General features: G+C 70.6%; 15 protein-coding genes. 3 read left to right on the top strand and 12 right to left on the bottom strand.

Annotated elements, in window-relative coordinates:
- Nucleotides 1–2 precede the first annotated feature (2 nt).
- Nucleotides 3–1013, bottom strand: coding sequence for an ABC transporter substrate-binding protein (locus IWH25_RS07900; protein WP_203388768.1), 1011 nt, complete (start codon nt 1011–1013; stop codon nt 3–5).
- Nucleotides 1014–1075: 62 nt separating this feature from the next.
- On the bottom strand, nt 1076–2227 hold the full coding sequence (locus tag IWH25_RS07895) for a pyridoxal phosphate-dependent aminotransferase (protein WP_203388767.1): 1152 nt from the start codon (nt 2225–2227) through the stop codon (nt 1076–1078).
- A 47-nt stretch (nt 2228–2274) separates the two neighbouring features.
- On the opposite strand from IWH25_RS07895, the gene mtnA reads away from it, so the two are divergent.
- The 3 genes from mtnA (at nt 2275) to IWH25_RS07880 (ending at nt 4513) form a co-directional block, all read left to right on the top strand.
- The gene (gene mtnA / locus IWH25_RS07890; protein ID WP_203388766.1) at nt 2275–3354 is read left to right on the top strand and encodes an S-methyl-5-thioribose-1-phosphate isomerase; all 1080 of its coding nucleotides are present in this window, start codon (nt 2275–2277) and stop codon (nt 3352–3354) included.
- A complete protein-coding gene (locus IWH25_RS07885; RefSeq protein ID WP_203388765.1) occupies nt 3347–3994 on the top strand; it encodes a class II aldolase/adducin family protein in 648 nt (215 codons plus the stop codon). Before mtnA ends, IWH25_RS07885 begins: the two co-directional genes overlap by 8 nt.
- 90 nt (nt 3995–4084) lie before the next feature.
- On the top strand, nt 4085–4513 hold the full coding sequence (locus IWH25_RS07880; RefSeq protein WP_203388764.1) for a hypothetical protein: 429 nt from the start codon (nt 4085–4087) through the stop codon (nt 4511–4513).
- 1028 nt (nt 4514–5541) lie between these two features.
- On the opposite strand, the gene IWH25_RS07875 is transcribed toward IWH25_RS07880, so the two are convergent.
- The 10 genes from IWH25_RS07875 to dtd all read right to left on the bottom strand — a co-directional run bounded on the left by IWH25_RS07875 (nt 5542) and on the right by dtd (nt 20006).
- Nucleotides 5542–8082 (bottom strand): sensor domain-containing protein, encoded by a 2541-nt coding sequence (locus tag IWH25_RS07875; protein WP_203388763.1) that lies wholly within the window; start codon nt 8080–8082, stop codon nt 5542–5544.
- A gap of 120 nt (nt 8083–8202) precedes the next feature.
- A complete protein-coding gene (locus IWH25_RS07870; protein WP_203388762.1) occupies nt 8203–9072 on the bottom strand; it encodes an NAD(P)-dependent oxidoreductase in 870 nt (289 codons plus the stop codon).
- The gene (locus IWH25_RS07865; RefSeq protein WP_203388761.1) at nt 9069–9944 is read right to left on the bottom strand and encodes an NAD(P)-dependent oxidoreductase; all 876 of its coding nucleotides are present in this window, start codon (nt 9942–9944) and stop codon (nt 9069–9071) included. Before IWH25_RS07865 ends, IWH25_RS07870 begins: the two co-directional genes overlap by 4 nt.
- A gap of 25 nt (nt 9945–9969) precedes the next feature.
- Nucleotides 9970–10398 carry a MarR family winged helix-turn-helix transcriptional regulator gene (locus IWH25_RS07860; protein WP_203388760.1) on the bottom strand — a complete coding sequence of 143 codons (429 nt, stop codon included), beginning with the start codon at nt 10396–10398 and terminating at the stop codon, nt 9970–9972.
- A 254-nt stretch (nt 10399–10652) separates the two neighbouring features.
- Entirely contained in the window at nt 10653–13586 is a 2934-nt protein-coding gene (locus tag IWH25_RS07855) for a PAS-domain containing protein (protein ID WP_203388759.1), read from the bottom strand.
- A 65-nt stretch (nt 13587–13651) separates the two neighbouring features.
- The gene (locus IWH25_RS07850) at nt 13652–14929 is read right to left on the bottom strand and encodes an MFS transporter (RefSeq protein WP_203388758.1); all 1278 of its coding nucleotides are present in this window, start codon (nt 14927–14929) and stop codon (nt 13652–13654) included.
- A complete protein-coding gene (locus tag IWH25_RS07845; protein ID WP_203388757.1) occupies nt 14919–16304 on the bottom strand; it encodes a cation:proton antiporter in 1386 nt (461 codons plus the stop codon). Before IWH25_RS07845 ends, IWH25_RS07850 begins: the two co-directional genes overlap by 11 nt.
- Nucleotides 16305–16372: 68 nt before the next feature.
- Nucleotides 16373–16795, bottom strand: coding sequence for a hypothetical protein (locus tag IWH25_RS07840; protein WP_203388756.1), 423 nt, complete (start codon nt 16793–16795; stop codon nt 16373–16375).
- Between the two features lie 44 nt (nt 16796–16839).
- The gene (locus IWH25_RS07835; protein WP_203388755.1) at nt 16840–19557 is read right to left on the bottom strand and encodes a cation-translocating P-type ATPase; all 2718 of its coding nucleotides are present in this window, start codon (nt 19555–19557) and stop codon (nt 16840–16842) included.
- Complete coding sequence (gene dtd, locus IWH25_RS07830; RefSeq protein ID WP_203388754.1) at nt 19554–20006, bottom strand: D-aminoacyl-tRNA deacylase; 453 nt, start codon at nt 20004–20006, stop codon at nt 19554–19556. The genes IWH25_RS07835 and dtd overlap by 4 nt, the downstream gene beginning before the upstream one ends.

Genomic DNA, 20006 nt, shown 5'->3' with positions numbered 1-20006 from the left:
GCCTATTCCTTCCTGCCTACCCAGCGGTCGACCACCATCGACTCGACGCGGAAATGCTCGGCGGCCGAGTTGCCGCGCTGCGAGTCGATGAAGAAGATCTCGGTCGCCGCCAGCTGGCGCGCCGAGAACTTGCCGTCGGTGCTGTACTGGCGCGGGTACTGGCGCAGCACGCGGACCAGCCGCCGGCGCTCGTCGGCGTCGGTGACGCCGGCCAGGTCGGCGACCTCCTCGGGCGAGTGCGTCGCGATCCACTGCAGCGCGCGCTGCAGGATGCGCACCATCTTCTCGTGGCGCTCGGGGTCGCGCGCGATGCGATCCTGGCGCGCGACCAGCACGCCGCGCAGGAAGCCGGTGCCGGCGTAGAGGCGCATCGTCTGCGGATCGCCCAGATGCAGCAGCGGGAAGGCCACTTTCTCCTCGACCATCCGCGTCGCGTGCGGCTCGTCGGCGATCACCGCGTCGGCGGCGCCGCTCTTCAGCATCATCGACTCCGACTCCCAGCGCCGGCCGACACTGATCTTGCGGTAGCTGCCGGGCGGCACGCCGGCGCGGCGGAAGATCAGTTCGAGCACCTGCTGCGAGGTGTTCTTGGTCGTCGCCGAGTCGCTGTGCAGGCCGATCACGCGCCCCTTCAGGTCGGCCGGCTCGCGCACCTGCCCGCGCAGCCCCTCGCGCACCATCAGCACGTACAGCGGCAGGTCGTTCACCGCGGCCAGCACGACGATGCGCGGGTCCTTCAGGTGCAGCGACATCGCCGCCGGCATGCCAACCACCGCGAAGTCGGCGTTGTTGCCGGTGAGGTCGGCGAGCGCGCCGCCGCCGCTGGGCGCGAAGCTGATCTGCAGCTCGGCGCCTTCCGCCTTGTCGGCGCCGATCTTCGGGATCAGCTCGACCGGCAGGTAGGCGGTGGCACCGGGGCCGGGCACGCTGACCGACAGGGGCATCGGCTCGGCGCCGGCCGGCGCGGCCAGCAGCGCGACGAGCAGCAGGGACAGAAGATATTTCGGCGACATCGCGAACGGCTTCCGGGATAGACGGCCGTCATTGTCTCACCGCCCGCCGCGCCGGCGAAGCGCTACACCCGCCGCAGCCGCTCGCCGGCCGCGGCCAGCGTCTCCTCCTTCTTGGCAAAGCAGAAGCGCACGACGCGGTCGTCGTGGCCGTCGTGGTAGAAGGCCGAGACCGGGATCACCGCGACGCCGACTGCGCGCGTCATCCATTCGGCGAATTCGCGGTCGGGCTTGTCCGAGATCGCGCCGTAGCGCGCCAGCTGGAAGTAGGTGCCGCGGCAGGGCAGCAGCTCGAAGCGGGAGCCCTGCAGCTGCTCACGGAAGAAGTCGCGCTTCTGCCGGTAGAAGTCGACCAGCCCGAGGTGGCGCGAGGCATCCTGCAGGTACTCGGCGATGCCGAGCTGCCCCGGCGTGTTCACGGTGAACACGTTGAACTGGTGCACCTTGCGGAATTCCGTCATCAGCGGCTGCGGGCCGACCACGTAGCCGATCTTCCAGCCGGTGATGTGGTAGGTCTTGCCGAACGAGGAAACGACGAGGCTGCGCGCGGCCAGCTCCGGGTGCCGGCACAGGCTCTGGTGCGCACCCTCGTAGCAGATGTGCTCGTACACCTCGTCGCCGAGGACGACGATGTCGGTGTCGCGCGTCAGTTCGGCGAGCACCGCCATGTCCTCGGCGGCAAACAGGCTGCAGCTCGGGTTGTTCGGCGTGTTCACGATGATCATCCGCGTGCGCGGGCCGATCAGCGATTTCACGTGGTTCCAGTCCGGCCGGTAGTCGGGGAAGGTCAGCCGCGAATAGACGGCGCGGCCGCCGACGGTCTCGATCGCCGGCACGTAGCTGTCGTACACCGGCTCGAAGACGATCACCTCGTCGCCGGGGCGGACGAAGGCGGCGATCGCCGTGTAGATCGCCTGCGTCGCGCCGGCGGTGACGGTGATCTCGGCATCGACGTCGTAGCGCGTGCCGTACAGCGCCGCCACCTTGTCGGCGATGCCCTGGCGCAGCTCGGGCATGCCGGCCATCGGCGCATACTGGTTGCGGCCGGAGAGCATCGCCCGGTGCACCGCGTCGAACAGCGCCGGCTCGGCCTGGAAGTCGGGGAAGCCCTGCGACAGGTTGATCGCGCCGCAGTCGGCGGCGAGCTTGGACATCACGGTGAAGATCGTGGTGCCGACCCAGGGCAGCTTGGAATCGACGGCGACGGGCGAGAGCATGGAAAACCTGCGCGGAAAGGTGAAGCCGCCACTGTAAAATGGCAGGCATGAAAGTCAATAACGTCCCCACCCGCAGCATCTGGCGCGTCGCCGACCACGCCGCCGTCGACATCATCGACCAGACCGCGCTGCCGCACGCCTACCGCGTGCTGCGGCTGGCCTCGCTGGAAGACGCGGCGCACGCGATCCGCAGCATGCAGGTGCGCGGCGCGCCGCTGATCGGCGCCACCGCCGCCTACGGTGTCGCGCTGGCGCTGTTGCGCGACGCCAGCGACGCGGCGCTGGCCAACGCCGTCGCCACCCTCGGCGGCACGCGGCCGACCGCGGTCAACCTGCACTGGGCGCTCCAGCGCATGCAGGCGCACCTCGCGCCGCTGCCGGCGATCGAGCGCGGCGCGGCCGCCTGGCGCGAGGCCGAGGCGATCGCCGACGAGGACGTCGCGCAGAACCGCGCGATCGGCGAGCACGGGCTGGCGCTGCTGCGACCGCTCGCGGAAAAGCGCGGCCGGCTGGACGTGATGACCCACTGCAACGCCGGCTGGCTGGCCACCGTCGACCACGGCACCGCGCTGTCCCCGGTCTACGCCGCCTTCGACGCCGGCATCGACGTGCGCGTCTGGGTTTCCGAGACGCGGCCGCGCAACCAGGGCCTGTTGACCGCATGGGAGCTGCAGCAGCACGGCGTACCACACACGCTGATCGCCGACAACGCCGCCGGCCTGCTGCTGGCGCGCGGCGAGGTCGACGCGGTGATCGTCGGCGCCGACCGCATCGCCGCCAACGGCGACGTCGCCAACAAGGTCGGCACCTATCTCAAGGCGCTCGCCGCGAAGGAAGCCGGCGTGCCGTTCTACGTCGCCGCGCCGCGCTCGACGCTGGACTTCGGCTGCGCCGCCGGCGACGCGATCCCGATCGAGGAACGCGAGGGCGACGAACTGCGCGTCGTGAACGGCACCGGCAGCGACGGCCGGCCGGCGGCGGTGCGCCAGCTGGCGAAGGACGAAGCGGTGGCCAACCCGGCCTTCGACGTGACGCCGGCGCGCTTCGTTGCCGCCGTCATCACCGAGCGCGGCAGCGCCGCCGCGCACGCGCTCGCCACGCTCTACCCGGAGGAGCGGCATGGCTGAGCTGCGCGCCGAACTGATCGCCACCGCCCGCCGCATGGCCGCGGTCGGGCTGAACAAGGGCACCGCCGGCAACCTCTCGGTGCGCGTCGACAAGAACGGCGAGCACGGCTTCCTGATCACGCCGACCGGCATGGACTACGAGACGCTGACGCCGTCCGACATCGTCTTCATGCGCCTCGACGGCAGCTTCGAAGGCCGCCGCAAACCCTCCTCCGAGTGGCGCTTCCACCGCGACCTCTACACCGCACGGCCGGAGGCCGGCGCCGTGCTGCACGCGCACTCGCCGTTCGCCACCAGCCTCGCCTGCCTCAGGCGCGAGATCCCGCCCTTCCACTACATGATCGTCCGCTTCGGCGGCGACACCATCCGCTGCGCCGGCTACGCCACCTTCGGCACGCAGGAGCTCTCGGACGCCGCACTCGCTGCACTCGACGGCCGCTCGGCCTGCCTGCTCGCCAACCACGGCATGCTGCTCTTCGGCCGCGACCTGAAGCACGCGCTCGACCTCGGCGTCGAGCTGGAGGCGCTCTGCGAGCAGTACTGGCGCGCCTGCCAGATGGGCGAACCGGTGCTGCTCGGCGCCAACGAGATGCGCACCGTGCTCGAGAAGTTCGCCGGCTACGGCCAGCAGGACGCCTGAACCCGCGTTACGTTTTGTAACAACTGCCTGTCGGCAGCCGGCGCCGCTGCCGCGTTTTCAGGGCATGACCTGCGAAAGGAGTCATGCACCATGAAACGCATCCTGATCACCCTCGCCGCGCTCGCCACCGTGCTGAGCGCCCCCGCCCGCGCCTCCGACGTCGGCATCTCGATCGGCATCGGCCAGCCCGGCTTCTACGGGCAGATCGACATCGGCGGCTACCCGCGGCCGTACCTGATGTACCCGCAACCGATCGTGATCGAGCACGTTCCCTACTACCGCCCGCCGATCTACATGCACGTGCCGCCGGGACACGCCAGGAACTGGGGCAAGCACTGCCACAAGTACGGCGCCTGCGGCGAGCGCGTCTATTTCGTGCGCGGCGACTGGTACGACCGCGTCTATGTGCCGAGGTACCGCGAGCGGCACCACCACTACTACGACCGCCACGACCGCGACCATCGCCACCGGCAGTGGGACGACGACGACCGCGGACGGCGGCATGGGCGGGAGCGTTGAGCTAGCTTGGGATGAACTATTAGTGCGAGTGGATCGGCAAAAGCCGACCCACTCGCTTCGGGAGGGAACGACTTCCGCCCCAAAGCAGAAGTTGCCGACCTGAGAATGCGGTCGTTCAACGTTGTGGTGAACGGCGAACCACTTTTGTCCGCCCATTCCACCTGAAGTTATACGCCTTCATGAGCCGCGCTTCTCCAATGCCTCGGTAAGCAGGGCCGGATCACATGGACCCAGCCCTATTTTCCTGCCACTGTTTCCACATCACCGGCTTCGTCGGTGTTCCAATGCGCACGGCGCTCGCGTAAACATAAAGACAGAGGAAGTTTCATCGGGTGGCCCAAATAACTCGAGAAAGTCACCGTATAGCATCGGAAAACCATAGGTCTTGCGACCATCGACAGTCTCAAAAACCATGGGGTCTACCGGGTCACAGTACGGGTTAGCTCCTACCGTCAGGTAAATCGCTCCCTCCGGCAGAACTGTGAACGTTATCAATCCATCGCTATAAACATCACTACCGGAAAATGGGCCGCTTTGTATCGTACGAGTGAACTTGGCGTGTTGTCGCAGCAGTCCCGGAGAAATATCAGTGCTGCGAACCTTACGGCCACCGCGAAGAACGAGAACGAATTCCGGGGAGCGGTCAAGCGGTGTAAAGCTCACGGAATAAATGACTGCATCCTGCCTTAACCCGCCAACGGTTACAGCAGACATATATGCCCCCACAGGGGTCCGCGGTGACCCCTTGTAGTATCGCCCCTGGGGCTCCATGAGCGGCACGACACAGCCAGTTAAGAGCGCAAGAACCACGCCCACGATCACGACGACTCGGCCGAACGCAGGATATGCCGCTTTTTCCGTCATTGTTGAGGCCATTTCTTTCATCAAGGGCCAACGTAGAAGTGAGCGGCCTGCGCGGCTTCAGCGACTGAAGTTGTTTCGCAGAAGGCAGAACCCAACGACCGCAATTGCGCAGAGAGTCAGACCGGCCACTTCTGGCCGTTTGCAGCCCCACCCAACCAGCCGATTCACACCGCCCCCGCCGCAAAAATCGCCGCCACCTCCTCCGCCGGCCTCGGCTTCGAGAACAGGTAGCCCTGACAGTGCCGGCAGCCTTCGTCGCGCAGCGCGGCGAGCTGCGGCGCGGTTTCGACGCCTTCGGCAACGACCTCGAGCGCCAGGCTCCGGGCCAGCCCGATGATCGAGGCGACGATCGCCGCGTCGTCGCGGTCGTCGCACAGGTCGCGCACGAAGGAGCGGTCTATCTTCAGCCGACTGACCGGGAAGCGCTTGAGGTAGGCGAGACTGGAGTAGCCGGTGCCGAAGTCGTCGATGGCCAGGCGCACGCCCATGTCGGCGAGCGCCTGCACCTGCGCCAGCGCTTCCTCGACGCTGTGCATCAGGCTCGATTCGGTGATCTCCAGCTCGAGCATCGCCGGCGGCACGCCGGTCTCGGCGAGGATCGCGCGCACGCGCTCGACCAGATCGCTCTGCTGGAACTGGCGCGGCGACAGGTTCACCGCCACCGGCACCTGCGGCCAGCCGGCGTCGTGCCAGGCGCGGATCTGCCGGCAGGCGCCGCGCAGCACCCATTCGCCGAGTTCGAGGATGAGGCCGGTCTCCTCGGCGACCGGGATGAATTCGGCCGGCGGTACCAGCCCGGCCTCCGGATCCTGCCAGCGCACCAGCGCCTCGACGCCGCAGACGCGGCGCTGGGCGACATCGACCTGCGGCTGGAAGTGGAGCACGAACTCGTTGCGCTCGACGGCGCGGCGCAGCCGCTGCTCGAGCCGGAAGAAGCGGCTGGCGAGGTCGTTCATCGCCGGCGAGAAGAACTGGAAGTTGTTGCGGCCGCGGTTCTTCGCGGTGTACATCGCGGTGTCGGCGTTCTTCATCAGCGTCTGCGCGTCGCGGCCATCCTCGGGGAACAGGCTGATGCCGATCGAGGTCGACACGCGCAGCGCGTGCCCCATCACCTCGGCCGGCTGCGCCAGTTCGTCGACGATGCGCTCGGCGACCATCACCGCATCGTCGGTGCCGCCGACCGCGCCGAGGACGACGACGAACTCGTCGCCGCCGAGCCGGCAGACGGTGTCGACGTCGCGCACGGCGCCGGCGAGCCGCGCGGCGACGACCTTCAGCAGCGCGTCGCCGACGTCGTGGCCGAGGGTATCGTTCACCGCCTTGAAGCGGTCGAGGTCGAGGAAGAGCACCGCCACCAGGTTGCCGGCGCGCTCGGCGCCGGCCAGCGCCTGGCCGAGGCGGTCCTGCAGCAGGCTGCGGTTGGGCAGCCCGGTCAGCGCGTCGTGGTGGGCGATGTGCCAGACGCGCTCCTCGGCCTGCATGCGCTCGAAGATCTCCGACTGCAGCTGGACGTTGGCGGTCTCCAGCTCGGCGGTACGCTCGGCGACGCGCACCTCGAGCTCCTCGTGCGCGCGCAGCAGCGCCTCCTGCGCCTGGCGGCGCTCGGTGATGTCCTCGCAGATCCAGATCGCGCCGCCGCCCTGCTCCCATGACACGCGCTGCGCCGTGCCACGCATCCAGAACAGGCTGCCGTCCTTCCTGCGCACCTGCGTCTCGCCGACGAAGGCGCCGTGCCGGCGCAGTTCGTTCTCGGCGCCCGCCGCGTAGTCGCGGTAGGCCGCGTCATCGGGAAAGATCTCCTGCACCAGGCGACCGGCCAGTTCCTCCGGGGTGTAGCCGAGCATGCCGGCGAAGCGGTGGTTGCAGCGTTGCATCTGCTCGCCGCTGACGTAGGTGATGCCGAAGGCGGCGTTGTCGAAGATCATCCGCTGCTCGGCGAGCGCGGCCTGCAGGCGCTCGTCCTGGCGCTTCCTTTCGGTCATGTCCTCGACGATCCACACCGAGCCGAGGTCCGGCTGGTGCATGTCGACGAAGCGGCCGCTGACCTGCGCCCAGAAGGTGCTGCCATCCTTGCGCCGCAGCCACTGCTCGCGGCGGTGCGTGCCGCCGGCGGCGATGATCGCGTAGATGTTGCCGGCCGCCTCGAACTCGCCATCGGAGATGTAGAGGATGCGCGACGAGCAGCCGACCATCTCGCCCGCCGGGTAGCCGAACATCTCCTCCATGCGCGGGTTGTTGCGCACGATGCGCCGGTCGCGCAGCAGCATGATGCCGACCTGGGCGGCGGCGAAGGTGGCCTCGAGGTCGCGCTGGGTGTCCCACAGCTCGTCCTTGATCCGGGTCTGCTCCTCGAGGTCCTCGACGATCCAGATGGTGCCTTCGCGCGGCGCCTCGCGGTGGATCGCCGCGGCGTAGAGGCGGCAGTAGATCAGGCGCCCGTCGCAGCGGCGCAGCGGCACCTCGACGTCGAAGGCGTCGCCGGCGAGCAGCGCGCGGCGGGCCCAGCGGCGCAGGCGGAGGTACTCCTCCTCGCTGGCGTAGAGCACGCGGGCCGGCTGGCCGAAGACTTCGTCGGCGGCGTAGCCGAGCAGGTCGCAGAAGCGGCGGTTGCAATGCTGGAGATGCCCGTCGCGGACGAGCACGATGCCGACCGGGGCGTGGTCGAAGATGGCCAACAACTCCGGGACCGCCAGCATCCGGTTCATCGCGTCCTCCTTCGGAAGGTACGCCCCTCTGCGGGGGCCTTGGTCAGTCAGACAACAGTCGCGCGCGGAAGATCATACCAGCGCCGCAAATGCCGTGGGCATTGCCGGCACGACGCGCGATCAGTCGCCGCTGCGTTCGAGCACGCGCAGCAGCGAGGCGGTGTCGCAGCCGCCCCAGCCCTGCGCCATCAGCGCATTCAACTGCTGGCCGACGGCCGCCGTCACCGGCAGCGGCACGCCCATGGCGTGCGCCTCCTGCAGCACGATGCCGAAATCCTTGTGGTGCAGCCGCGCCTCGACGCCGGCGGCGAAGTCGCGCTGCGTCATCCGCGCGCCGAACACCTCCAGCACGCGGCTGCCGGCGGAGCCGCCGGCGAGCGCCTGGCGCACCTTCTCCGGGTCGACGCCGGCGGCGGCGGCGAGCCGCATCGCCTCGGCGGCGGCCTCGATCGCGGCGACCATGACCATCTGGTTGCAGGCCTTGGCGACCTGCCCGGCGCCGTTGCCGCCGACGTGCACGAGGGTCTTGCCGAGCACCGCGAACAGCGGGCGCACGCGCTCGAGCACTGCCGCCTCGCCGCCGGCCATGATCGCCAGCGTGCCGGCCGCGGCACCGACGCCGCCGCCGGAGACCGGCGCGTCGAGCATGTGCACGCCCTGCGCGGCGAGCCGCGACGCGATATCGCGCGCGAGGCCCGGCGCGATCGTGCTCATGTCGACGAGGATGGAATCCGGCGCGAAGCCCGCCGCCAGCCCGTCGTCGCCGAAGACGACGGCCTCGACGTCGCGGCCGTAGGTGACGATGGTGAAGACGATCTCGGAGCGGCGGGCGACCTCGGCCGCCGACGCGCACGGCGTGGCGCCGGCGGCGACCAGCGGCGCCGCCGCTTCCGGGCGGCGCGCCCACACCGCGAGCTCGTGGCCGGCGCGCAAGAGGCGCGTCGCCATCGGGCGGCCCATCGTGCCGAGGCCGACGAAGCCGAGCTTCATGACTGGCCGGAGAGCTTCTCGAGCAGCTTCAGCACGGCGATCGAATCCTCCTCGCCGAGGCCGGAGCCGACCATCGCGTTGAACATCTGCGCGGTCGCCGCGGCGCCGGGCAGCATCAGCCCGAGCTCGTGCGCGCTCTGCATGACGATGTTCAGGTCCTTCTGGTGCATCCAGCTCTTGAAGCCCGGCAGGAAATTGCGATCGAGCATGCGCTGGCCGTGGTTTTCCAGGATCTTCGAGTAGGCGAAGCCGCCCAGCAGCGCCTCGCGCACCCTCGCCGGATCGGCACCGGCCTTCTGCGCGAAGCACAGCGCCTCGGCCACCGCCATCACGCCCATGCCGGTGACGATCTGGTTGCAGGCCTTGGCCACCTGCCCGGCGCCGCAGTCGCCGACGTGCACGACGTTCCGGCCCATGCAGTCGAAGGCCGGCTTCGCCTTGGCGAAGGCCTCGGCACGGCCGCCGGCCATGATCGACAAGGTGCCGGCGATGGCGCCGACCTCGCCGCCGGAGACCGGCGCGTCGACGAAGGCGATGCCCTGGTCGCGCAGCCGCGCGGCGATGTCCTTCGCCGCCGCCGGCGCGATCGTGCTCATGTCGACCGCCACCAGCCCGGGCCGGGCGCCGGCAGCGACGCCGCGCTCGCCGAGCATCACCGCAGCGACGTCGGGCGCGTCGGCGACCATCGAGATGACGACCTCGACGCGGCCGGCGACGTCGGCCGGGCTGCTGCCGGTCTGCGCGCCGGCCGCGGCCAGCGGCGCCATCGATTCGGCGCGGCGCGCCCAGACGACCAGCTCGTGCCCGCCCTGCAGCAGGTTCAACGCCATCGGCCGGCCCATGATGCCGAGCCCGAGGAATCCGATCTTCATCGCTGCGCTCCGGCGGCGGCGCCGCTCAGTGGTGGGAGAACGAGGTCGCGGTCGGCACGCTGAAGCGGCCGTTCAGCGCGATCAGCTGCTTGCGGTGCTCGCCGGCCAGCCGGGCGACGTATTCCTCGCCTTTCGGCAGCAGGCGCACCTCGATCCGGCGGCGGTCCTCGGTCGAGCGGCGGCGCTCGACGAAGCCCTGCTTCTCGCAGCGCGAGACCAGCGCAACGACGCCGTGGTGCTGCGCCTGCAGGCGCTCGGCGAGTTCGCCGATGGTCGCCCACTCGCGGCCGGGGTAGCCCTTGATGTTGAGCAGCATCAGGTACTGCAGCGGCGTGATGCCGGCCTTGCGCGTGACGTTCTCGGAGAAGCGGAGGAACTTGCGGATCTGGTAGCGGAAATCGGCGAGAAGCTCGAAATCCTGCTTCTCGAGCGGCGGCAGCTGCTTGTCGGTCATCGGGAAAAACTCCGTCTCTTGTTTTGTCTGCGAAGGCGCGCGACAACCCGCGATTTTACCGGCAAACACCGGCACCGGGCCGGCCGAAAAAGAAAACCCGCGGCACGCCGAAGCGCCCGCGGGCATAAACCAGCCACCACCCGGGGGGGTTGGGTGACGGTGGAGAGGAAATGCCGGCGCCCGGAGATGAAGGACCCGGACGCCGGATTCGGGTCAACAATACATCACGTTGAGATGAATGCGCAACCGCCGCCTCAGGCGGCGGCATCGGCCTGCAGCGGCGCCTTCTGCGGCAGCGTGATGGTAAAGCGGGTACCCTCGCCGAGCATGCTGGCGACGACGATGTCGCCGCCGAGCAGATCGCGCACCAGGTTGAGGACGATCGACAGGCCGAGGCCGCTGCCCCCTTTGCCGAGGCGGGTGGTGAAGAAGGGATCGAAAACGCGCGGCAGCAGTTCGGCCGGGATGCCGTTGCCGTCGTCGGCGAAGACGATCTCGACGCGCGCGTCGGGCAGCGCCCGGGCACGCACGCGGATGAGGCCCGCTTCGCGCCCGTCGAAGGCGTGCAGCAGCGCGTTCTCGACCAGGTTGGTGACGATCTGGCCGAGGGCGCCGGGATAGCTGTCGAGGCGCAGGCCGACCTCGGACTCGAGGTCGAGCCGGTAGGGGCTGTGCTTGAGGCGCGGCAGCAGCGTCATCCGCACCTCCTCGAGCACCGTCGCCAGGTCGAACTCGCGGCGCCGGTCGCTGGTCTGGTCGACCGCCACCTGCTTGAAGTTCTGGATCAGGTTGGCGGCGCGCAGCAGGTTGCGCTCGAGCAGGTCGTCCGATTCGCGCACGCTGTTGACGAAGGCATCCAGCACCGAGCGGCGCAGCGGCCCGGAGGCCAGCGCCGCGTCGAACTCGGCGATGCGGTGCCCCATCGCCGAAGCGACCATCAGCGCGTTGCCGATCGGCGTGTTGATCTCGTGCGCGATGCCGGCGACGAGGTTGCCGAGCGAGGCCATGCGCTCGTTGCGGGCGAGGACTTCCTTGGTCCGGCGCAGGTCGGTGATGTCGGTCTGCAGCACCAGGCGGCCGCCCTCGGAGGTCGCCAGCCGCTCGATGCGGACGATGCGGCCGTCGGGCAGCACACGCTCCCACTCGCCGATGCGCTCCCAGTCGCTGCCGGCGTCGTCGCTGCGCAGCACGTCGCCGCGTTCCTCCATGCCGCGGCGCAGCTCGTCGCGGTGAACCCCGACCCGCAGCAGGTCGGTCGAGTGGGGGTAGAGCCGCTTGAACGCCTCGTTCCACGCCGCCAGCCGCTGCGCGTGGTCCCACAGCAGGATGCCGGAGGCCATCGTGTCGATGATCTCGCGCAGCCATTCCGCCGACTGCCGCACCGCCGCCTCCGCCAGCCGCCGCTCCTCGACCTCGGCGGCGAGGCGCTGCGTGCGTTCGGCGACACGCGCCTCGAGTTCGGCGTTGAGCTCCTCATAGCGCTGGTTGGCGGCGAGCAGCCGCGCCTCGGCGCGCTTCCTTTCGGTGATGTCGGTGTAGGAGGTGACGAAGCCGCCGTCCGGCAGCGGCGTGCCGCGCACCTCGAGCACGGTGCCGTCCGGCCGCGTGCGCTCGAAGTGGTGCGGCACGTTCTGGCGCACGCGCTCCATCGCCGCCGCCACGTAGGCGTCGGGGTCGACGTCGCCGTATTCGCCGCGCAGCGCGTTGTAGCGCACGAAGTCCTCGATGGTGCACGGTTCGGCGGTGAACATCTCGCGCGGGAAGTCGAGCAGACGGCGGAATTCCTCGTTCCATTCGACCAGGCGCAGATTCTTGTCGACCACCGAGACGCCGCCGGGGAAATGCGTCAGCACCGATTTCAGCCACGAGTTCTGCAGGCGCAACGCCGCCTCGGCACGCTTCCGTTCGGTGATGTCCTCGGCCAGCATCAGCCGCGCCCGCCGCCCCTCGTAGACGACGTCGAGTACGGTCACCTCGGCGTCGACGACGCGCCCGTCCTTGCCGCGCAGGTGCCACTCGCCGCAGCGCTGCAGCCCCGGCGAGAGCTCGGCGAAGTAGTCGGCGAGCCGGCTGCGCTCCTCCTCCGGATAGAGGTCGGGCAGGCGCATCGCGCGCAGCGTCTCGGCCGCGAAGCCGTAGCCGGCGAGAAAGGCGCGGTTGGCGTCGAGGATGAACTGCCGGCGCGGCTCGTAGACCACCATCGGCAGCGGGTTGTTGTCGAACAGCGCGCGGTACTGCGCCTCGCTCGCGCGCAGCGCCTCGGTCTGCCGCTCGACCTCGCGGCGCAGCAGGTGAGGCTGGCGCAGCAGCAGGTAGACGGCAAAGGCCACGAGCAGGCTGAAGACGATCACCGAGACGCCGCCGACGGCGATGTCGAGCGGCGCCAGCCAGCCGCGCACCGGCGCGATGCTCAGCGTCCAGTGCCCGTTCGGCACCGGGATCTGCACCTCGACCGGCCGCCCGGCGAGGTTGCCGCCGCTGCTGGCGAAGACGTGACGGCTGCCGTCGTCGGGACGGAAGCGCCACAGCTCGTAGGCGTAGCCGCCTTCGACCAGCGCGTTGACGCGCGTCGCCGCGAGCAGGTCGGGGATGCGGATCAGCACCTGCGTCAGCCCCCAGAACTGCTCGCGCCCCTGCTCGTCGGGGAGGAAGATCGGATGCCGGCCGACGACGCCGACGCCGCCCTGGCGCAGCTCGAACGGGCCGGTCAGGCCGAGCCTGCGCTCGGCGATCACGCGCCGTGTCTCCGGCCCCTGCTTCGGGTCGTTGAGCGGCGAGAAGCCGAGCGCCGCCTCGTTGCCGGCGAGCGGCGAGACCTGCGTGATGGTGCCGCCGGGCGCCAGCTGCAGCGCGGAGATGCCGCCGTAGACGCGGATCATCTCGGTCGCCAGCGCATCGAAATTCTCGATCCGGCCCTGCCCCTGGCGGACCAGCGTCGCCAGCGCGTAGGAGGCCGACAGCGAACGGTCGAGGCGCTCGGCGAAGTCGTGCGCGACCGCGCTTGCCAGCTGCCAGGCGCGGCCCTCGGCCTCGTGGCGGCGGACTTCCTGGACGACCACGACGACGCCGGTGGAGAACAGCGCGGCGATCAGGAAGGCGGCGGCGACCCCCGGCAGCAGCCAGTCGCGCCGCGGCCGTCCCGTCGCCGGCGCGGACCGCGCCGAATCCCCGTCCGCCCCTCGTTCCACCTCAGGTCCTTGTCATGCCGATGAATGCGCCAAGGGTACCGCGGATGCGGCGCCCCCCGCCACCGTCAGCCGCCGTGACCGTCCCCGCGCCAGACGTTGCGGCAGCGGGTCTCCTGCACCCACCACGCCGCCGCGGCGCCGAGGCAGGCGCTGGCGGCGATCACCGCGAGGCCGCCGCGCCAGGCCTCGATGCCGTAGAAGCGCGCGCCGCCGAGCATGCCGCCCTGCCAGCCGAGGTCCATCACCCAGCCGAACAGCGGCTGCAGCAGCGCGCCGGCGAGGAAGCCGCCCATGTTGGCGACCGAGGTCGACATGCCGGACAGCAGCGGGGGGTTCACCTCCTTGGCGCAGGCCCAGGTCAGGCTGAAGCCGGCGGTGGCCAGCCCCATCAGCGCGAACAGCGCCATCGACAGCCCGACCGGCATCGTCGCGCCGGACAGCCAGACCAGCCAGAGCAGCGCGAAGACGTTGGTGGTCGCCACCAGCACCGGCTTGCGGCGCTTGATGCGGTCGGAGAGCGTGCCGAGCGCCAGGCAGCCGACGGCGAAGCCGCCGAACCACAGCGACAGGTGGCTGGCGGCGACGTCGCGCGAATAGCCGTGCACCTGCACCAGATAGGGCGTCGCCCACAGCCCGGCGAAGGCGAAGAAGGCGCCGGCGACGCCGGTGTTGGTCAGCGTCGCCGGCCAGGTGGCGCGGTTCTTCAGCACCTGCGCGAGGCCGCCGAGGATCACCGTGCGGTCGAACTTCGGCCGGTGCGCCTCGCTCGCGCCGTCCTTGCGGTCGCGCACCCAGATCCAGCAGGCGACGCCGAGCGCCAGCGAGAGCACGCCGGCGGCGACGAACACGCTGCGCCAGCCGACCGCCTGCGCGGTCAGCGACAGCGGCACGCCGGCGAGCACCGAGCCGAGGTTGCCGACCAGCATGCAGATGCCGGTCAGCGTCGCGAAGTGCTTCTCGTCGAACCACACGGCGATGATCTTCAGCATCGCGATGAAGGTCACCGAGACGCCCAGCCCGACCAGCGTGCGCCCGACCAGCGCGACGTCGAGCGACGGCGCCATACCGAAGAGCAGGCTGCCGGCGCAGGCGACGACGGCGCCGATGAGCAGGATGCGGCGCGGCCCGAGGGTGTCGACGAGGATGCCGGTCGGCACCTGCATCACCGTGTAGACGTAGAAGTAGGTCGCCGCCAGCACGCCGAGCGAGGCGGCGGTGGTCTGGAAGGCGACGGCGAGGTCCTGCGCGATGCCGGCCGGCGCGAAGCGGTGGAAGAAGGAGAGCACGTAGGCGCCGGCGACGACGGCCAGCATCAGCACGCTGCGGCGAAACTTATCGGTCATTTTTTTGATTGTCCTGGCGGCGCAGAAGCACGGTAAGGAGAGGCGGGGTGAGCAGCGTGGTGAGGATGACCATGATCACGATCACCGAGAACATCGCCTCGTCGACGACGCCGAGCTGCCGGCCGACGGCGGCGAAGATCAGGCCGACCTCGCCGCGCGGCACCATGCCCCAGCCGACCACCCACGGGTTGTGGCCGCGGCCGGCGGCGAAGCCGGCGACCAGCTTGCCGGCGACCGCGGCGGCGGTGACGCCGAGGGCGACGAGCAGGAGCTGCGGGTCGGCCAGCGTCTGCAGATCGACCTGCATGCCGGTGAGCACGAAGAAGACCGGTACGAAGAAATAGCCGAGCGGCTCGACCATGTGCTCGTGCTGGTGCTGCGCGTGCTTGTGCAGGATGCCGCGGATGCGCTCGGCGACGCCGGGCTTGTCCTGCGCCGGCAGCACCGACTCGATCTCGCCGACCACCTTCGGTGTCGCGAAGTCCTGCAGCCAGAGCGGCTCGAACAGCAGGCCGGCGGCGAAGGCGCCGATGATCGGCGCCAGCCCGATGGCGTGCGCCAGCCAGGCGAGGAACAGGCCGCTGGCCAGCACCAGCGCGAAGAGCATCGAATGGCCGGGGTCCAGCCGCGCCAGGCGGGCGGCGAAGCGCCTGGCGAGCAGGCGGCCGACGACGATCGAGCCGGCGAGGAAGGCCACCGCCTCGACGACGATGCCGCCGACCTGGGCGAGGCTGACGCTGCCGGCCTGCACCAGGCTGGAGACGACGGCGAGGATGACCAGGCCGAGCACGTCGTCGATCACCGCCGCGCCGAGCACGATCCGCGCCTCCGGCATGGCCAGCCGGCCGAGGTCGCGGAAGACGCGGCCGGTGATGCCGACCGAGGTCGCCGACAGCGTCGCGCCGAGGAACAGGTAGGTGTTGGCGGACAGGCCCGGCAGCAGCAGCGGCCCGACCACGTAGGCGCCGAGCAGGAAGGGCAGCGCGATGCCGACGACGCCGACCAGCGAGGCGCGCAGGCCGACCTTGATCAGGTCGTCGAGCCGCGTCTCCAGCCCGATCTGCAGCAGCAGCACGATGACGCCCAACTCGGCGAGGAAGGCGACGATGGGATCGGCGGCGACCCGGTCGAAGTAGTGGACGCCGAGCAGGCCGAGGTTGCCGAGGACGACGCCGAGCAGCAGCTCGCCGAGCACGGCGGGAAAACCGATGCGCTGCGCCAGCGGCGCGAACAGACGCGCCGCCATCAGGATGATCGCCAGCCACAGCAGGTTCTCGCCGACGACGCCGGAACCGGCGGCCAAGGCCGAGGGCAGGCTGACGAGGCAGGCGAGCAGCAGGATTTCCGGGCGGCTGACGGCGCGGAGCGGATGCATGGGACCCCCTCGGGGCGACCGCCGGCGGGCGGCCACGGGTTGTTCTTGCGTTCTCTTGCGGCGGGCGACTACTTCATCGCCGCCATCGCTTCGGCGTGCGTCTTGCCGGCAGCATTCCGCCGTGCCGCGACGTAGGCACCGACCGAATCGTTCATCGGCCGGCCGGCGCCCTTCGCGGCGAGCGCATCGAGCACGTCGAGCGGCGTCGCCGGCGACTTGGTGGCGTCGAAGATGAAGCGCGCGGCGCGGGTGCAGGCGGCGGCGACCGCCTGCTCGCTCTCGCCGGTGGCCTTCGCCGCCTTCTTCAGCTGCGCCTGCGCCTGCGCGACGCGCGGATCGGTCGCCGCCACCTCGTCCTTCGTCGACAGCTCGACCAGGCGTTGCGCGACGCCGCTGCCGGACTCGGTGACCGCCTGCACCGGGTTGGCGGCGAGCGCAGGCACGGCAACGAGGGAAAGGGCGGCGGACAGGGCGAGCAGCAGCGGACGCATCGGAATCCTCGAACGGTCGACGAATGGCAGGGAGGGCAATCTTATCATCGGCCGCCCGCCCTGCCGGCCGGCGCGAACAGGCGGAAGCGCTTCTCGGCGCCGACCACCAGCGAGGCCAGCCAGCCGACGGCGGCGATCACGGCCCATTCGGCGAGGCCGATCGGCGCCGTGCCGAACAGCCGGTTCATCAACGGCAGGTAGGTGAGCAGCAGCTGCAGCCCGATCATGATGCCGGCGCCGACCCACACCCAGGGGTTCGAGAACAGGCCGACGGCGACGAAGGAGCGCGTCAGCGAGCGGCAGTTGAACAGGTAGAAGGTCTCGACGACCACGAAGACGTTCACCGCGACGGTGCGCGCCTCGGCCAGCGTCGCGCCCTGCGCCAGCTCGACCAGGAACAGGCCGTAGGCCCCGGCCAGCATCAGCACGCTGACGAGCACGATGCGCGCGATCAGCGCGCGGTCGAGCACCGGCGCCTGCGGCGGCCGCGGCGGCCGCTGCATCAGGCCGCGCTCGACCGGCTCGAAGGCCAGCATCAGGCCGAGCAGCACGGCGGTGGTCATGTTGATCCACAGGATCTGCAGCGGCGTGATCGGCAGCGTCGCGCCGGCGAGGATCGCGGCGACGATCACCAGCCCCTCGCCGAAGTTGGTCGGCAGCGTCCACGTGATGAACTTCACCAGGTTGTCGTAGACGCCGCGCCCCTCCTCGACCGCCGCCTCGATGCTGGCGAAGTTGTCGTCGGTGAGCACCATCGCCGCCGCCTCGCGCGCGACGTCGGTGCCGGACAGCCCCATGGCGACGCCGATGTCGGCGGACTTCAGCGCCGGCGCGTCGTTCACGCCGTCGCCGGTCATCGCCACCACCTCGCCGCGCTGTTGCAGCGCGCGCACCAGGCGCAGCTTCTGCTCGGGTTCGACGCGGGCGAAGACGTTGCAGGCGACCGCCGCCCGCGCCAGCGCCGCGTCGTCCAGCACCGCCAGCTCGCGGCCGGTGAGCGCGCCGCCGGCGCCGGGGTCGATGCCGAGCTGGCGGGCGATCGCCAGCGCCGTCAGCGCGTGGTCGCCGGTGATCATCTTCACCGCGATGCCGGCGCCGTGGCAGGCCTTGACCGCGCCGATCGCGCGCGGCCGCGGCGGATCGATCATGCCGACCAGGCCGAGGAAGGTCAGCGGCTGCGCCGCCAGCGCGTCCTCGCACAGCGCCCCGTCGCCGCAGGCGGCGCGTGCCAGCGCCAGCACGCGGTAGCCGCGGCCGGCCATCGCCTGCGCGTGCCGCTCGATCGCGGCGACGTCGAGCAGCGCCGGGTCGCCGGCGGCATCGAGCATGTCGCCGCAGCGCGGCAACAGGCGCTCGATCGCGCCCTTGACATAGGCGAGGCGCACGCCCTCGACCTCGTGCGCGGTGGCCATGTACTGCAGCACCGAATCGAAAGGCAGCACGTCGAGGCGCGGGAACACCGCCTGCAGCGTCGCCTCGTCCAGCCCGCCCTTCTTCGCCAGCACCAGCAGCGCGCCCTCGGTGGGATCGCCGGCGATCTCCCAGCGCCCGTCCTTCCTGAACAGGCCGGCGTCGTTGCACAGCACGCCGGCGACCAGCAGCTCGCGCAGCGCGCCGTCGATCGCCGGCGGGTAGTCGTCATCGCCGATCTTCCCCTCGGGCGCATAGCCGCTGCCGCTGACCTCGTGCCGGTCTCCGCCGGCCCAGACCTCGCGCACCGTCATCTGGTTCTCGGTCAGCGTACCGGTCTTGTCGGAGCAGATCACCGTCGTGCTGCCGAGCGCCTCGACCGCCGGCAGCTTGCGGATGATCGCGCGCCGCCGTGCCATGCGCGAAACGCCGATCGCCAGCGTGATCGTCACCGCCGCCGGCAGCCCCTCGGGAATCGCGCCGACGGAGAGGGCGACCGCGGCCATGAACATGTCGAAGGCGCGCTCCCCGCGCAGCAAGCCGACGCCGAAGGTGAGCAGCGCGAGGCCGCCGATGGCGAGCAGCAGCCAGTTGGAGAAGGCCGCCATCTTCTTCGTCAGCGGCGTCTGCAGGTCGGGCGCCTCGGCGATCAGGCGCGAGATGCGGCCGGTCTCGGTGGCGCCGCCGGTGGCGGCGACCAGCCCGACGCCCTGGCCGCTGACCACCATCGTGCCGGCGTAGGCCATGTTCGTGCGGTCGGCAAGCAGCGTGTCGGCCGGCAGCGGCTCGGGCAGCTTCCTGACCGCCGCCGATTCGCCGGTCAGCGACGCCTCCATCGCCTGCAGCCCGCGCGCCTCGACCAGCCGCAGGTCGGCCGGCACGCGGTCGCCGGCGGCGAGCAAAACGACGTCGCCGGGGACCAGCGCGTGCGCGCCGAGACGCTGCTTGCGGCCGCCGCGGACGACCACGGCCTCCGCCGCCATCGCCCGCGCCAGCGCCGCCAGCGCGGCTTCCGCCTTGCCTTCCTGGACGAAACCGATGACCGCGTTGACCAGCACGACGCCGAGGATGACGCCGGCGTCGACGTACTCGCCGAGCGCGGTCGTCACCGCGCCGGCGACGATCAGCACCAGCACCAGCGGTTGCGTCAGCTGCGCGACGAAGCGCAGCAGCGCGCTCTTGCCCGGCGGCAGCGGCAGCCGGTTCTCGCCGTGGCGCGCCAGGCGTTCGGCGGCGTCGGCCTCGTCCAGCCCGCGCACCGGATGCGTGTCGAGATGCGCCGCCGCCTCGTCGGCGGACAGCGCGTGCCAGTCGCGCGCCGGCGGCGGCAGCGGCGCGTCGTCGCGACTCATTCGGGGTCCTCCGAGTCGATGCAGACGGTGACCGGCCCGTCGTTCACCAGCGCCACCTGCATGTCGGCGCCGAAGACGCCGGTCGGCACCGGCTGCCCGAGCGCCGTCGCCAGTTTCTGCACGAAGCGCTCGAACAGCGGCTGCGAAATCTCGCCACGCGCGGCGCGGCTCCACGACGGGCGGTTGCCCTTCCTCGTCGAAGCATAGAGCGTGAACTGCGAGACGGCGAGGATGCGGCCGCCGGCCTGGCGGACGTCGAGGTTCATCACGCCGGCCGCGTCGGCGAAGACGCGCAGCGCGACGATCTTCTTCGCCATCCAGTCGAGGCCGGCCTCGCTTTCGTTCTCCGAGAAGCCGGCGAGCACCAGCAGGCCCGGCCCGATGCGGCCGCTGACCGCGCCGTCGACCGTCACCCGGGCCTCGCTGACCCGTTGTATCACCACGCGCAT

It is taken from the genome of Azospira restricta (assembly GCF_016858125.1).
GTDB lineage: Bacteria > Pseudomonadota > Gammaproteobacteria > Burkholderiales > Rhodocyclaceae > Proximibacter > Proximibacter restrictus.
The sequence above is the reverse complement of the archived record's forward strand: the minus strand, read 5'-3'. Positions and strand labels throughout refer to the sequence as shown.